Annotated in this window: 13 protein-coding genes and 1 pseudogene; 5 read left to right on the top strand and 9 right to left on the bottom strand. The window is 65.1% G+C overall.

The annotated features are described in order from the left end of the window. Nucleotides 1–57: 57 nt before the first annotated feature. From JDO7802_RS18560 to JDO7802_RS18550, 3 genes and pseudogenes are all read left to right on the top strand, one after another. On the top strand, nucleotides 58–264 hold the full coding sequence (locus tag JDO7802_RS18560; RefSeq protein ID WP_245624190.1) for a hypothetical protein: 207 nt from the start codon (nucleotides 58–60) through the stop codon (nucleotides 262–264). After that, a pseudogene (locus JDO7802_RS18555) lies at nucleotides 261–764 on the top strand (MFS transporter); the annotation flags it as partial. The gene JDO7802_RS18560 and the pseudogene JDO7802_RS18555, both read left to right, overlap by 4 nt. A gap of 103 nt (nucleotides 765–867) precedes the next feature. Continuing rightward, nucleotides 868–1,017, top strand: a complete 150-nt coding sequence (locus JDO7802_RS18550; protein WP_245624244.1) for a hypothetical protein — start codon at nucleotides 868–870, stop codon at nucleotides 1,015–1,017. Here the strand turns inward: JDO7802_RS18550 and dusA are convergent. From dusA to JDO7802_RS13225, 5 genes are all read right to left on the bottom strand, one after another. Then, a complete protein-coding gene (gene dusA, locus JDO7802_RS13245; RefSeq protein ID WP_055086314.1) occupies nucleotides 993–1,982 on the bottom strand; it encodes a tRNA dihydrouridine(20/20a) synthase DusA in 990 nt (329 codons plus the stop codon). The genes JDO7802_RS18550 and dusA overlap by 25 nt on opposite strands. Nucleotides 1,983–2,064: 82 nt before the next feature. Continuing rightward, complete coding sequence (locus JDO7802_RS13240) at nucleotides 2,065–3,774, bottom strand: hydantoinase B/oxoprolinase family protein (RefSeq protein WP_055086312.1); 1,710 nt, start codon at nucleotides 3,772–3,774, stop codon at nucleotides 2,065–2,067. Next, the gene (locus JDO7802_RS13235; RefSeq protein WP_055086310.1) at nucleotides 3,771–5,861 is read right to left on the bottom strand and encodes a hydantoinase/oxoprolinase family protein; all 2,091 of its coding nucleotides are present in this window, start codon (nucleotides 5,859–5,861) and stop codon (nucleotides 3,771–3,773) included. The genes JDO7802_RS13240 and JDO7802_RS13235 overlap by 4 nt, the downstream gene beginning before the upstream one ends. 147 nt (nucleotides 5,862–6,008) lie before the next feature. Further along, a complete protein-coding gene (locus tag JDO7802_RS13230; protein WP_055086308.1) occupies nucleotides 6,009–6,845 on the bottom strand; it encodes an NAD-dependent epimerase/dehydratase family protein in 837 nt (278 codons plus the stop codon). A gap of 108 nt (nucleotides 6,846–6,953) precedes the next feature. Then, complete coding sequence (locus JDO7802_RS13225) at nucleotides 6,954–7,520, bottom strand: chemotaxis protein CheD (RefSeq protein ID WP_055086307.1); 567 nt, start codon at nucleotides 7,518–7,520, stop codon at nucleotides 6,954–6,956. 133 nt (nucleotides 7,521–7,653) lie between these two features. Here JDO7802_RS13225 and JDO7802_RS13220 point away from each other — a divergent pair, with 133 nt between their 5' ends. Further along, the gene (locus JDO7802_RS13220) at nucleotides 7,654–8,124 is read left to right on the top strand and encodes a rhodanese-like domain-containing protein (protein WP_055086305.1); all 471 of its coding nucleotides are present in this window, start codon (nucleotides 7,654–7,656) and stop codon (nucleotides 8,122–8,124) included. Further along, nucleotides 8,121–8,948, top strand: a complete 828-nt coding sequence (locus JDO7802_RS13215; protein ID WP_055086302.1) for a CE1 family esterase — start codon at nucleotides 8,121–8,123, stop codon at nucleotides 8,946–8,948. Before JDO7802_RS13220 ends, JDO7802_RS13215 begins: the two co-directional genes overlap by 4 nt. Before the next feature lie 9 nt (nucleotides 8,949–8,957). On the opposite strand, the gene mdoH is transcribed toward JDO7802_RS13215, so the two are convergent. Genes mdoH through JDO7802_RS13195 form a run of 4 tightly spaced genes read right to left on the bottom strand, consistent with a single transcriptional unit; the run spans nucleotide 8,958 to nucleotide 15,014 of the window. Continuing rightward, nucleotides 8,958–10,808 carry a glucans biosynthesis glucosyltransferase MdoH gene (gene mdoH, locus JDO7802_RS13210; protein ID WP_055087248.1) on the bottom strand — a complete coding sequence of 617 codons (1,851 nt, stop codon included), beginning with the start codon at nucleotides 10,806–10,808 and terminating at the stop codon, nucleotides 8,958–8,960. Then, a complete protein-coding gene (locus tag JDO7802_RS13205; RefSeq protein WP_055086300.1) occupies nucleotides 10,805–12,355 on the bottom strand; it encodes an OpgD/OpgG family glucan biosynthesis protein in 1,551 nt (516 codons plus the stop codon). Before JDO7802_RS13205 ends, mdoH begins: the two co-directional genes overlap by 4 nt. Beyond that, nucleotides 12,352–13,650, bottom strand: a complete 1,299-nt coding sequence (locus JDO7802_RS13200) for an OpgC family protein (protein WP_055086298.1) — start codon at nucleotides 13,648–13,650, stop codon at nucleotides 12,352–12,354. Before JDO7802_RS13200 ends, JDO7802_RS13205 begins: the two co-directional genes overlap by 4 nt. 35 nt (nucleotides 13,651–13,685) lie before the next feature. Continuing rightward, nucleotides 13,686–15,014 (bottom strand): tetratricopeptide repeat protein, encoded by a 1,329-nt coding sequence (locus JDO7802_RS13195; protein ID WP_245624189.1) that lies wholly within the window; start codon nucleotides 15,012–15,014, stop codon nucleotides 13,686–13,688. Nucleotide 15,015: the final 1 nt, after the last annotated feature.

Here is a 15,015-nt window from a genome sequence, read left to right as displayed (position 1 = left end):
AGAGCCGATCCGCCCCTCGCCCCGTCCCGCCCCAAGGCGTACCGAAGGCGCGTTCCCGTGCCGGAATGTTCCACGTCCGAATTGTTTAGAATTGCGGTGATCCTGGGTCTTCTCTCGGCCGTCGGGCCTTTCGCCATCGACATGTATCTGCCCGCAATGTCGGCCATCACGGTGGACCTGCGCACCAACATCGACGGCATGCGGCTGACTCTGACGGCCTTCTTTCTTAGCCTCGGGTTGGCGCAGCTTTTCCATGGTTCATGATCCGCTGCCGCCGGGCGCAATCTGCCTCTCTATTTCGGGCTGAGTGTTTGTGTTCTGACCTCCGTTTGGGCCGCCGCGCGATCACCCGCGACTGGTCCACGGGGACGGAGTCGACGAAGCTGATGGCGATCGTCATGCTGATGATCTCGGTCTCGCCCATGCTGGCCTCTCTGGCCGGATCGTTCGTGATCCTGCTGGATGACTGGCGCGCGATCTTCGGCGTCATGGCCGTCGCCGTTCTGGCCAGCATGGCCACCACCGTCTTTGCCCCGCCCCAGACGCTGCAACCGACGTGGCGTCGGCCGGTCGTTATACACCGTCTTCTGGCCCATGTGGCAACGCTCGTCCGGCAGCGCGGAGTCATGACCCTGACCTTCGTAAGCCCCTTCGGCATGGCAAGCTTCTTCATCGCCTCGGCCGCGTTCGTCCAGACCCGGACCTTCGGCCTTACCCCGACGCAGTTCTGGCTGGCTTTTGTCGTGACTGCCCAGAGATCCTTGGTGGCAGTCAACTGGCCGCCGCGGCCGGTCTCCGGCTGGGTATCGCGCTGGTCGATCAGGGGACATCGCGGGCCACGCCTCCTCGCTCGACGGGACGCTCCGGATGGTGACGGACGGGCTGATGGTGGCTGTCGCGGGTCCGTTCTTCGACAGCTCGGTCACGCCGAAAGTCGGGGTGATCGCGCTGTGCGCGGTGATGACCGTGGTGCTGTCGCGCGCGATGCCCGGTCAGGCGGCGGCGTCGATCACGTGATCCAGGGCCGTGCGCAACACTTCGACCCCGGCCCCGGGCCTTGCCGCCCCTTCGGACAGGGTGCGACGCCAGCTCCGCGCCCCCGGCAGGCCGGCGAACAGCCCCAGCATATGCCGCGTGACCTGACCCAGCTTGCCGCCGTCGGCCAGATGCGCTTCGATATGCGGAACCATCGCCAGGGCAGCTGATACGCGGTCGGGTTGGGGATCGGCCGCACCAAAGATGCGGCTGTCGGCATTCATCAAAACGGTGCCCGGATCGTGATAGGCCGCGCGCCCGATCATCACGCCGTCCATGATTTGCAGCTGTGTCACCGCGTCATCCATCGTCGCGATCCCGCCGTTGATCGACAGATGCAGGTCCGGAAAGCGGGTCTTCATCGCATGAACCAAATCGTAGTCGAGCGGCGGAACCTCGCGGTTTTCCTTGGGGGACAGACCCTTCAGCCAGGCCATGCGCGCGTGGACGGTCACACGGGACACGCCGGCATCCGACATACGCGCCAGAAGGTCCGGCAGCACGTCCCCCGCCTTCTGATCGTCGACACCGATGCGACATTTCATCGTCACGGGCACGTCGCCTGCGGCGTCCGACATCGCGCGCAGGCAATCCGCGACCAATTCGGGCGTTTCCATCAGGATCGCGCCGAACGACCCCGACTGAACCCGGTCCGACGGGCAACCGACATTCAGATTAACCTCCGCGTAACCGTGGGCGACGGCCATCCGACACGCCTCCGCCAGTTCGGCGGGGTCGCTTCCGCCCAATTGCAGGGCCACGGGATGTTCCGCCATATCGAAGCGCAAAAGATGCATCGCCCCGCCCCGCACCAGCGCGGCCGCCGTCACCATTTCGGTATAAAGAAGCACATTGCGCGACAGCACGCGGTGGAACGCCCGGCAATGCCGGTCGGTCCAGTCCATCATCGGGGCGACGGAAAGGCGGGCGTGTTCATCGAGGGTCATCGCATCCTGTCTCCGGGCGTCGGGGGCTGCGGAGTGGCGAAATTCCGGCCCGCTGTCAACGACGACGCGACGTGCCGGGCCGTCAGATATCGTCGCCGGCGCGCACCGCAGCTTCCACACGCGCCACATCCTCCGCGCTCAAACCATAGTCGCGCATCGCTGTGTCGGCGGTGATATAGCCGCGCGCCAGATCGCGACGCACCAGGGCCGGGTCGCGTGCATTCGGGTCGCCGTATCCGCCACCGCCCGGGAAAGCCATCATCACCCGTCGTCCGTGCGGCACGAATTGCCGGCCCTTCACCGTCATCGGCGTGCCGTCATCCTGCGCGATGGTCGTGGCCCCGCCCGCCCCCCCGCCGCGCCTGCCCCGTGCCGGATGATCGCCGCGGTCCAGCATCGCCGAAAGATCGAATTCGTATCCCTCCATCGCGCCGACCTCCATGAATTGGCCCAGACCGCCCCGTGTCCGCCCCGCCCCACCCGAGTCCGGTCGCAATTCCTTGCGCCAAATGATGACGGGGCCGGCGTGCTCGGTCGCCTCCACCGGCATGGTCATCACGCCCGATGGAAAGGCCGTCGCATTCAATCCGTCCAGATCGGGGCGCGCCCCCGATCCGCCCGAATTGAACGTCAGCACTTCGGACCGGCGGGCGGCGATGGGCAGCGGGGCATCCGTTCGCGGCCGCAGCGACATCTGAAAATTGCACAGACATCCCGCCCCTTCGGCCGGGACGACGCCGGGCACGATGCGGTCGAAGGCGTCGAACACGACGTCCGGCACGAAGTGACCCACGATATGGCGCAACGCCACGGGCGCGGGATGCAGCGCATTCACGATGGTTCCTTCGGGTGCCGTCACCTCGAACGGGGCGAGCGAGGCGTGGTTATTGGGAATCTCCGGCGCGATCGCGACCTTGAGCGCATAGCAGGCATAGGCTTTGGCATAGACCAGAGGGCAATTGATCCCCTTGGCGTCGACGCCCGATGTGCCGGTGAAATCGGTGACGATACGGTCCGCGTGCACGGTCACGGTCGCCCGCAGCGTGATGGGTGTGTCGAACCCGTCGACCGTCATTTCTCCGGTGGCGGTGGTCCGTGGCAGCGCGGCGATACGGTCGAGTGTGGCGCGACGGGAATTGTCGAAGATGAACTCCGCGATCCCGTTCAGGTCGGCCAGACCGAACTCCTGCAGCATCCCGGTCAGGCGCCGGTGACCGATGTCGTTGCAAGCGGCAAGCGCATAGATGTCCCCGATCAGCTGATCGGGTTCGCGCACATTGCTGCGCAACAGGCGGACAAGAGTGTCATCGACCATGCCCCGGTCGGCGAATTTCATGATGGGGATGTGGATCCCCTCCTCATAGACGCTGGCCGCATCCGCACCGAAACCGCGCCCGCCGATATCGACGACATGGGCCGTGCAGGCGAAGAAGCCGACCAGAGCCCCGTCGTGGAACGCGGGTGTGACCATGGTGATATCGTGCAGATGGCCCGTGCCTTCCCACGGGTCGTTGGTGATATACACGTCGCCATCACGGATGTTTTCGCGCCCGATCCGCCGGATGAAGTGGGCGACCGCATCGGCCATAGCGTTCACATGGCCGGGCGTTCCCGTGACGGCCTGCGCCAGCATCCTGCCTTGCGTGTCGTACACCCCGGCCGACAGGTCGCCCGCCTCCCGCACGCTGGTGGAAAAGGCGGTGCGGACCAAGGCCTGCGCCTGTTCCTCGACGATCGAGATCAGGCGGTTCCACATGACCTGATTGGCGACGCCCTTGGCGGAAGCCTTCATGCGCGCGCCCCTTCCTTCGTGGTGATTTCGATGCACCCGTCGGCCAGACAGACCGCCACGCGACTGTCGGGCAAGATGATCGTCGTCTCGTCTTCGGTGATGATCGCGGGCCCATCGATCGTGTCGCCGGGGGACAGCGCGGCGCGGGTGTGACGCGGGCCAGTGACCTGCGCACCGACGGCGGGGTCGAAGAACGCGCAGGTCGCATCGCCGGTCGCGAACGACCTTTGGGTCAAGGGGGCGAGGGCCGCGACGGACGCGCGCGGGGTGGTCGCGTTGACGGCCCAGACGGTGATCTCGATCTCCATTCCGGCCACTTCGCGACCGAACAGGCGCACGTAATCTTCGGTGAACCGGGCCTTGAAAGTTGCGGCATCGGCCGCCATCGCCTGCGCTTCGTCCAATACGACCGGAATTTCCCAGCCCTGTCCGGCGTAGCGCATGTAGACCTTGTACTCGGCAAGGATCTCGGCGTCCGCATCGCAGGTCCGCACGAAAGCCGTCGCTTCGGCACGCAATTCGGCCAGGAGCTTGCGAACGGTCCCTTCGTCGAACTCGGACAGTTTCATGAAGACCGATCTGTTTGCTTCAAAACTGAAGGGCGCGCGCAGGAACCCGATGGCCGATCCCACACCGGCACCGGGCGGCACCAGCAGACGGTCGATGCCCAGCTTTTCGCACAGACGCCCCGCATGCAGGGGGGCGGCACCGCCAAAGGCGATCATGGTGAATTCCGAAAGGTCCTCTCCGTTTTCGACAGAATGCATCCGTGCGGCGTTGGCCATGTTTTCGTCGACGACTTCGGACAGACCGAAGGCCGCCTGCGTCGCATCCATGTCCAGCGCGTCGCCAAGATGCAGGCGCAGCGCCCCGCGCGCCGCCTCCGGGTCCAGCGGAATGGTCCCGCCGGCAAAGGCGGCCGGGTCCAGCCGCCCCAGGATCAGATCTGCATCCGTAACCGCCGGGCCTGCGCCCCCGCGCCCGTAACAGGCGGGGCCCGGCTCCGATCCGGCGCTTTCGGGACCGACACGGATCTGGTTCATGGTGTCCAGACGGGCCAGCGATCCGCCCCCTGCCCCGATTTCCACCATGTCGATCACGGGGATGGAGATCGGCATCCCCGATCCCTTCTTGAAGCGGTAGGTCCGCGCCACCTCGAACACGCGCGACGTGCGCGGCGTCTGCGACTTGATCAGGCAGATCTTTGCGGTTGTGCCGCCCATGTCGAAGCTGACCACGTTGTTCAGACCATGGCGCGCGGCGATATGTGCGGCGAAGACCGCGCCGCCCGCAGGCCCGGACTCGACCAATCTCACCGGAAAATCAGCGGCATTGCGGATCGAGATGATGCCCCCGCCAGAATGCATCAGAAAGATGCGGCACCCCACCCCCTCGCCCGCCAGCCGATCCTCCAACCGACCCAGATAGGACGACATCAGCGGCTTAATATAGGCGTTGGCAACCACGGTATTGAACCGCTCGTATTCGCGCATCTGCGGCGACACTTCGGAGGAGATGGACACAGCCACATCCGGCAGGCGCGCGGCAAGCGCGGCGCGTATGTCGCGTTCGTGACGGGGATTCAGATAGGAATGGATCAGACCGATGGCGACACTTTCGAACCCGGCCTCGGCGATGCGATCGATCACGTCTTCGACCGCGTCCATGTTCAGCGGGATCATCACCTCGCCTTTTGCGTTAACGCGTTCGGGCACGGTGAACCGCATCTGGCGCGGCAGCAGCGGCTCGGGCAGCGTCAGGTTCAGATCGTATTGCTCGAACCGGCTTTCGGTTCGCATCTCGATCACGTCGCGAAACCCTTGGGTCGTGATCAACGCCGTCTTCGCGCCGCGCCGCTCGATCAGGGCATTCGTGGCCAGCGTCGTGCCGTGGATGATCTGCCCGATATCGCCAGGCGCAATGCCCGCACGGTCGCAGACTTCGTGCATCCCCGCGATAATCGCCTGTTCAGGTGCCGCGTGGGTCGTCAGGACCTTGGTCGAAACCTGCGTGCCGTCGGCCTCCAGAACGACATCCGTGAAGGTGCCGCCGATATCGACGCCAAGGCGCACTGATGCAGATGTCATTCCCGGCCCCTTCGCCGTTCGTCCCGTGCCGCGACCCTGTCACCGCCGACCCCGCACTTCAAATGTAAATCCCCCGGTCGTCGCCAGACGCCACACCAGATCGAGCTTCCCTGATTTCGATCCGAGAGCCTTGGAAATTCGGCACGGTCAGGTGGTCTTGCGGTCGTCGACGATCGTCATGTTCGCAAGCCCCGACTGCCCCAGATCGACGGCTGCGAAGGGTCCGCCGTGGCACATATGCCCCGAATCCTGCGGATCGAGCGGATCGGTCTGCGCCAGCACCTCGGCCGCGAAATCCTCCGCGTTGTCCTGCGGGCGATATCCAAGAAAGCTGGCACTTGCGTTGTCGACCGGCGCGCGGTCGTTATTCGACACGCCGTAAATGACGGAAAAGCCCGTGACCGGCGTTTCGATGCAGCGCGTGACCAATTGGATCAGATCGTCGTAGGACAGCCACGACCCAAGGGCGCGGGCGTTGTTGACCTGCGCGCACGACAGGATGCGCATGTGAACGCTCTCCAACCCGCGCTTTTCCCAGTACATGCGGCCCAGATCTTCGGCGAAGCACTTGGCAAGGCCGTAGAACGTATCGGGGCGGTGCGGCACGTCGGTGCCGATGAACTCGTTCTTGGGGTACATGCCGACCGCATGGATGGAGCTGGCATAGACGACACGCCGCGCGCCGTGACGGTGCGCCGCTTCCCAGACATTGTAGGCCCCGATGAAATTCGGACCGAGCAGTTGCTCGAACGGACCCTCATCGACGAAAGCACCGAAATGCACGATCATATCCGCGCCTTCGCAGACCTTCATCATGTCATCGAGACTGGCCAGATCACCCTTCACATAGGTCTCGCCGGGGTAGAGCGTGCCGATATCGTCGGCGATATCGGTGGAGACGAGCGTGTCGCACATCTTGGACAGCGGCTCCCGCAGATAGGAGCCGAGCCGACCGGCAGCCCCCGTGAGCACAAGTTTCTTCATCGCCGTCTCCTCGCCCTGATACCCGACGCGCAATCCGCGTGCGCCCCATGTATCAGGCGTAGCGGGCCGGCGCGCGCAAGGCCAGCCGTCGGTCGATGGCTCGACCCGTCAGAACAGCTCGGTCGAATCGTCGCGAGCGGGCAAGTCCGACGGCTCTGCCACGGTGATCATGCTGCCCGGATAGGACACCATCAGCCCGCCGGCGACCGGGTTGAACGCAATACGCCGCGCGCGGATGCCCCCGACGTCGTGATCGACCAAGTCGATCCGTTCGGCCTGAAGATATTCCAGCGCGACATGGGCCATCGCCCCGCCGACATTTCGACCACGATTCAGGATATGCGCACCGCCCACCACCCGCGCCTGCAGGATGGACCGAGGCGATCCTTCGCGCATCAGTGCGTTTACCAGCATCTCGATTTCGGCCACGACGGCACCGCCGCCCGCCGGTCCCGGATCGACGCAGCGGAAAATATGGGTCATGCCCCCGATCCGCGCTCCGGCGTCGTAAAAGATCACGGCAACGCACGATCCCAGGGTCGCGGTCAGCACAAGATATGGGTCGCGGCTGACGACGAACGCGCCCTGCCCCACCTCCAGCCATCGATCAGCTGACGCGCCCGATCCCGCGGACACGGTCGGGTCCCGGATCTGGCGAATTGCACTTTCCCGCATCGACGGCCTTCCATTCATCCCGATCGCTTCAGCCGAAGTATCGGATTCTTTCCTAATTTTGCGCTAAGACGTCACCTGATCGTGATTTCGCGGCGATCCACGACAGGGCTATCCAGATCCGGAAGGAGCCACCATGACCCATATCTCCGCGCGCCTCAGACGTCCGTCCCGCAGACGGTTTCTCTTGATCGCGGGCGGTGCGACGGTGCTTGTGACGTCCGCCGGATATGCCGTCGCCCGGCGCGACAGGTTCGAAGGCTCCGAATTCACTCCGCCCGAGGCGTTGGCGGCGGCGCGCGCGGGGGATATCCTTCTGATCGACATCCGCCGTCCCGATGAATGGCAGGCGACCGGCATTGCCGAAGGCGCCCGACCGCTCGACATGCGGCGTGACGACTTCTTAGCGGCGCTGGGTGATTATTCAGACGGTGACCTGGACCGTCCGATCGCCCTGATCTGCGCCCGCGGCGTTCGCTCCGACCGCGTCAGCGCGCGTCTGCAGGCAGCAGGATTCACCAATGTGATCGATATACCCGAAGGAATGCTCGGCTCGTCCGCAGGGCCGGGATGGCTTGAACGCGGGCTGCCGGTGGTCCGGCGATGAAGGTGCTGGCAAGTATCGTGCTGGCGCTGACGGCGGCGGGTCCGGCGGCGGCGTGCACACGGGATGAACCGGCGTGCGGCGTCCCGATGGGGGACTACCGCGTCGCCCTGCCGGACGTCGAAGGGCCGATACCGGCGGTGATCTTCCTGCACGGCGCGGGCGGCACCGGGCGAGGAACGCTGGGCATGACGGGAACGGTCAAGGCCATCACCGATCGGGGATACGCTGTCATCGCGCCCGATGGACTGCCTTGGCGCAGCGATCGCAGCGGCGGCATATGGTCGTTTCGGATGGATGTCGTCCGCGAGACGCCGCGCGACGAAGCTGCCTTCTTCGACGAGGTGGTCGCCGATGCGGCGCAGCGGCACGACGTCGACCCGGATAACGTCATCCTGGCCGGATTTTCGGCCGGGGCGTTCATGGTCACCTCCCTTGCCTGCGACGCGCCCGAAAGCTTTGCGGCCTACGCGCCGGTTTCGGGTGGGTTCTGGCGTCCGCATCCCGACAGTTGCGACGGACCGGTCCGGCTGTTCCAGACGCATGGCTGGACGGACGGAACCGTTCCGCTGGAGGGTCGGCCCCTTGGCAACGGCCGCTATCTTCAGGGCGATATCCTGGAAGGTCTGTCGCTGTTCCGCGATGCGAACGGATGTGCACGCCCCGATGCGAGCGGCAAGCGGACCACGGGCGATTTCCTGCGCCGTTATTGGACCTGCGACGATGGCACGGCATTGGAGTTTGCGTTGTTTCCGGGCGGGCATGGCGTACCGGCGGGATGGGCGGACATGATGCTCGACTGGTTCGAGGGCCTTCCCGAAAGTTGATGCGCGACCCTACTCGGCCGGAGTGACGCCTAGCGTCGCGCGCAATTCGGCCCGCCAACGACCCGCACGTTTCGCCACCAGCGGCGCGCGAGTCTCCTGCGGGGTTGCCATCGATCCTGGAACGTTCACGCCAGACAGCCGCGACAGCGGAGCGGCCAGGACCAGACTGCCCATGATCGGGATCAGCCAATAGGAGACGTAACCCGTCGCCATGCCGGCCAGCAGGAGCGCGCCCAGAAACGTCTCGAACGCGTGGAAGCGCAGCACGGTGCCCCAGGACTGGGCCGGGCCGTCGCGCGATTGCGCCGACCAGTCCAGTTTGCGTCCCGTCAGCGCGGAAAAAACGGCCAACGTCTGCTGCACCATCAGGATCGGCGCATAGGCAATCGACACAAGGATTTCGAGCGTCAGGGACCCCAAAAACCGAAGCGGCCCGCCCATGCGCGACACCGGTGTGCCCGACGCGATCAGCGCCGATGCCCCGACCAGCTTGGGGGCCAGCAGCAGGGCGTACATCGTGACCATCAGCCAGACGTGATTGACGGGCGACATTTCGGGCCAGTTCGGGATCGTGGGATTCTCGGGCGAGAAATAGTTGATGATCGACCGTTCCTCGGACACGCCGATCACCGCCCAAAGCGTCAGCAGCAGGAACCAGAGCGGGGACAGCAGATATCCCATCGCGCCGTGGAACATATGAAACCGCGACAGCGAATGCAGGCCCCGCGTGCCCAGCAATCCCAGATGCTGCAAGTTCCCGCGACACCAGCGACGGTCGCGGATGACGTGGTCGATGAGGGTCGGCGGCGTCTCCTCATAGCTGCCGCGCAGTCGGGGCAGAAACCGCACCGACCAGCCGGCGCGACGCAGCAGGCCCGCCTCCACGAAATCGTGGCTCAGGATCAGATTGTCGGACCCACGCAGACCGCGAACATGGGGCAGCCCGGCGCTGGCCGCAAAAGCCTTCAGCCGGATGATGGCGTTGTGGCCCCAGTAATTGCCCTCCCGCCCGGTCCAGCGCGCCAAGCCTTCCGCCAGGGCGACGCCATAGACGGCGTTGGCGAATTGCTGACTGCGTGCGAACAGGCTGCGCGCCCCTATCAGCATTGGGAACGACTGGATCAGACCGGCCGAGGCGTCGCGCCCCATCGTATCGGCCAGTGCGTGGATGGCCTGCGCCGACATCAGGCTGTCCGCGTCCATCACCAGCATCGCATCATGGGCCCCGCCCCATTGCTCCACCCATTGCGCCAGGTTGCCGACCTTCTTGTCCACGTTGTCCGCGCGCCTACGGTACCACAGCGACACCCCCGGCATCCGCGCGCTGAGCGTGGCATAGGCTATCTCCTCCTGCGCGGCGCGGTCCGGGTTGCGGGTGTCCGACAGGATGTAAAGCGACCAGCGGTGCACGCCCGGATCGGCCTGCAACCGTTCCATCATGGCGGCCGCGTTGCCGAAGACGTCCCAAGGTGCCTCCTCGTGGACCGGTACCAGAAGGGCCACGTCCAGGGGCGTGATTGCCCCCGTCTCGGTCCCCGTGCGACGCAACAGCGCCCCCGACCCGGCCAGGACCGTCACGAACGTCAGCGCGATCCAGAAGAACCCCGCTCCGATCAGAACGGCCAGCAGACCTTCGGCCCAACTGGTCCCGTCGTTCGCGAACCACGACAGAAACGCCCAAAGCAACGCCGCCGTGCCGATCGCCGCGGGCAGGAACGTGCCCAGACGCCAGATGATCGCATCGGTATCGGGGGTCAGCGCCGGGGCCGCCTGGTCGTGGAACCGCCGCGACAGGTCCTGCCGCGGGTGGGCCATCGGGGCCACCGGTGGCATCGTCATATGCGGCACGTCCTGCGTCATGACCGCGTCCACCGATACAGCCAGACCTCCGTCACAGCGGCCCCATCGACGAAGATCTGCGCACGCAGCTCGACCGCATCCTGATCGCCGGGATCGAATTGAAACGCGAGACGCGTGCCGCCGGTTTCCGGATTGCGCTGCAGGACGCCCGGTGTCGTATCCACCCGCGCCCCTATGAACACCGTCGCCCCGTTGATGGCACCGTACAATTCAGTCAGGGCGTCGAGCACAGGATGCGCGTCGAAGTCGATCGCCACCAACCAGGCATCACGATTGAAGCTGAGGCCCATATGCGTGTTCAGGACCCTTGCGACATTCGTGCGGCGCGGCGGTGCGACGCGCGTGCGTTCGTCGGACCATAACATCCGGTAGGCAAAACGATGTTCCTGACCCGCAGCCAGCGGATCCTTCGGGCGCCAATAGGCGACGATGTTGTCATATATCTCTTGATCCGACGGAATCTCGACCAGGCGGACGACGCCCTGCCCCCAGTCGCCCTCCGGCTCGATCCACAGGCTGGGGCGCTCATGGTAATGCGCCTCCAGATCGGCGAAATCGGACAACTTGCGCGCGCGCTGCATCAGGCCGAAGCCGCGCGGGTTTTCGTCCACGAAGCTGCTTACCTGCAGCGCGACCGGATTGGCGAGCGGCCGCCAGAGCATCTCTCCGGCACCGTTCCAGACCAGCAGACCATCGCTGTCGTGAATCGCGGGGCGAAAATCCGGGAAACGGGGCCGGTTCGTCTGATCGTAGAGGAACATCGACGTCAGGGGCGCGATGCCCGCATGATCCAGATCGACGCGTGGATACAGCGTGCAGTCCACGTGCATTTCGCAGGCGGTGCCCGGCGTGATGCGGAAGCGGAACGCGCCGGTGGACGACGGGCTGTCCATCAGGGCATGAACGACGATGTCCGGATCGCCGGGGGCGGGTTCCTGCACCCAGAATTGGATGAAGTCGGGAAACTCCTCTCCGTCGGGGTCGCCCGTGCGCAGGGCTAGGCCGCGCGCGGACAGGCCATAGGATTGCTCTGCCCCGATCGCGCGGAAGTAGCTGGCCCCTTGGAACACGGCAAACTCGCGGTGGTTCGAGTCCCCCTCGAACTGGTGACGCAGACGCAGACCGGAGTATCCCATGGTCTCGTTCACCGGCAGGTCGGGGGCATCGTCGGTCTTGTCGAACAGATCGAAATCGAAGGCGAGGCGGTTCGACGTACCCGCACGGACCACATCGATCTCGACCGCGCGCGGGAAATACAAACCGGGGTGAAACAGATCCATTTCGAACGGCAGGTCGACCTCGGACCAGACGGCGTTGCGGGTGTCGAACCAGATTTTCCGGTATTCATCGTAGGTCAGGTCGCGCCATTCCGCCGGCACTTCGTCGCGGGGCACATAATCCGATTTCGACAGATCCTCTGCCATCTGCCGAACCGTATCCGGGCCGAAAGGCGTCGTTTCGATGAAGCGCGGCATCGCGGCCCTTGCCGCGACCGGGCCCATCAAAGCCAGTGCTGACACGCCTGTCAGAACGCTGCGTCGTCTCATCGCGTCGCCCTCCAGGGTTGGGATTTGAACCAGCCCGCGCAGTAGGCGCAAGCAATGCAGAGGCCGAAGCCGGTGATATTGATCAGCGCCCAAGTGAACCCATTGCGCCCGATCACGTCGAGAAGATAGCCGTTCACCCGCGCCAGCCCCATCGAGAAGACGAAGACGGCAAGGCTCTGCTGTCCGACCTTCATCACGACGGTGACGAATTCGTCCCAGATGCGTGCGGCGGCCCCCTTTCCGGCGGCGACCAGACGGTGACCGTGCGTTCCGGCCGCGACCCAGAACAGATACGCGATCGCCAGATGGTTGAGATAGCGCAGAATGCCGAAATCGGACTTGTTGAACCAACCCTCAAAGGTCTGGCGGAAGTCGAACACCGGATTGCAGCGCCCGAACCCCGTCTCCACGCAGCCCGTCGCTGCGACATAGGCATCGCGGACGAGGTCGGTCTGGAACAACCGGAACCCGACGTTGGACAACAAAATGCAGGCGACGGCGAAGACCGCGCAGAGCACGATCAGCCAGGTCCGGACCGGCGGGGCCGGAATCCAGCCGCGCATCAAGGCGAAACCGGTGAAGAATATCAATTGCCAGCCGAAGGGATTGAAGAACCATTCGCGGTCCGACCAAGGCTCCGCCGGGAAGTTGAGATGCAGAGCGCCAAGGCCCAGCGGCTCCAGGATGACGCGCTGCGCCAGCAGCCAGATCCCGACCGACAGCGCCACGAGCGCCGGAACCGACCGCCGACCGACCAAGATGAAGACCGGCATGAAGGCCAGAACGACCATATACATGGGCAGGATGTCGAAGTAATTGGGCACGTAGGTCAAGGTCATCAGGCCGATCAACTGCGGGGCCGGATCGGCAAAGACCTTCCAGAGGTTCAGGCTGCCGATGTATTCCTTGTCAGGATGCCAGCCGCTTGCGTCGATCGCCGCCAGCATCGTGGCGATGGCGACGAACATGGCGATATGCGCCCAGTAGATCTGCCAGATGCGATAGCCGACGCGCGCCGTCCCGAAGGCCCACCCCGCCCGGTCGAAAGACCGCCCGAATGCAATGGCCGACGCCATGCCCGAGCAGAAGACGAAGATCTCCGTCGCATCCGAAAACGCCCACCGCGCCGGATAAATCCAAGACGTCCAAGCGTTTCCGGGCGTGTGCGCGACCAGAATGACGAACATCGCCATACCCCGGAAAAAGTCGAGCCGCGGATCGCGGACCGCCTTGCCCGCCGTCGCCGTCGTGACGGAGATGGCGGTGGCTGGTGTGACGGGGGCGCTGCGGTTCATGGGCTTGATGGATCTCTGATGGCTTGCACCGCTCCTTACGCGGTCGCGCCTTGCCTGCAAGCGCTGGCGGCGGCACGGGCGATCATTTGCCGCCGCGCCGCGGCGTAACCGTCTTCGTGCCCCCCGCGACGCGCCGTCCGATCGGCCAGCAGGACCTCAACATTCGCGAACTGCCCGGCCCGAAGCCCGGCGTCGATAGTCAAACGCTCGAACACATCGCGTTGGGCGTGGCTTCCGCCGGCGTGCTGCATGTGCGGGCGCGCCCGCGACAGGGCGGCGAAAGCCAGGTGGTAATCGCCATCACCAAACGCTTCCAGCCCCTTCGCGGCGTTCAGACCGGGGACAGCCATGCGCATTTCCACGTCGTTGGTCGACCGCTCCGCATCGGCAGACAATCGCGCCATCATCCGGGCGACGGCCTCGTCCCGGTTCTCGTGGCTAAGGGCCAGTAGGTAATGCAGATCGGCGAAGATCAGACAGCCGTCCTCGGTCCGCGTTTCAGACAGATCGGCCAGTTCCTCCCACCGGTCGCCGACATCGACGCCGTCCAACTCCAACCGGCACAGCAGCGACGTCGCGTTGGAAATATCGCGGTAATCGTCCGTCTTTTCGGCCCGAATCTGGCTGTCGTACAGGTCAAGCGCAGCATCCGTCCGGCCCAGGTCCAACATCATCAACGCCTTGTGCCACCAGACGTGGAACCGGAAATTGTTGCAATGCGCCCATGCCTGTTCCCGCCCGTCCAGCCAGTCGAGGCCGCCTTTGGCATCGGCCGTCATATCATGGACATGCGCGACCGCATGAAGACCCCAGGCATCGTCGGGGGCCAGCGTCAGCGCGGCGCGTCCCGTCAATGCGGCGCGGGCATATTCGCCCGTCTCCTCCAATGCGAAAGCGTGACATCCCAGAAGATACCCGCGTCCCGCATGGTCGTCGGCGTAATGCGGCAGGACGGCTTCGATCGAATGACGCATTCCCGTTCCGTCCCCCAGAACGAAGCGCAACGCGTGGCTCAGCTTCATGGCCAGGGTGTCGGATGGCGCGGCGGCCAGCACGGCTTCCAGCGATCCGACGGCATGGGTCAGGTTGCCCGCCAGAACATGTCGCAGCGCGTCCACAAGGCCCCGTTCGCGCGGGTTTGCCCCCTGCAACAGCGCGTCCGCCTGCGACAGCGCGGCCCCCGCCTCGGCCAGAAGTTCACGCCGCCCCAGCAAGGCATAGAACAGGCCTTTAACTGCATGGGCGGCGGCGAAGTCGGGGGCCAGCTCCAACAGGCGTCCCAGATGGACGGGCGTGGCCGCACCGTGGGCCAGGAATGCCGTGGTCATGGCGTTCCATTCCACAACCGCCGCCGCGTCTGTCAAA

The organism is Jannaschia donghaensis, assembly GCF_001403795.1.
In the GTDB taxonomy this organism is placed as follows: domain Bacteria; phylum Pseudomonadota; class Alphaproteobacteria; order Rhodobacterales; family Rhodobacteraceae; genus Jannaschia; species Jannaschia donghaensis.
This window is presented reverse-complemented; position numbering and strand designations above follow the sequence as displayed.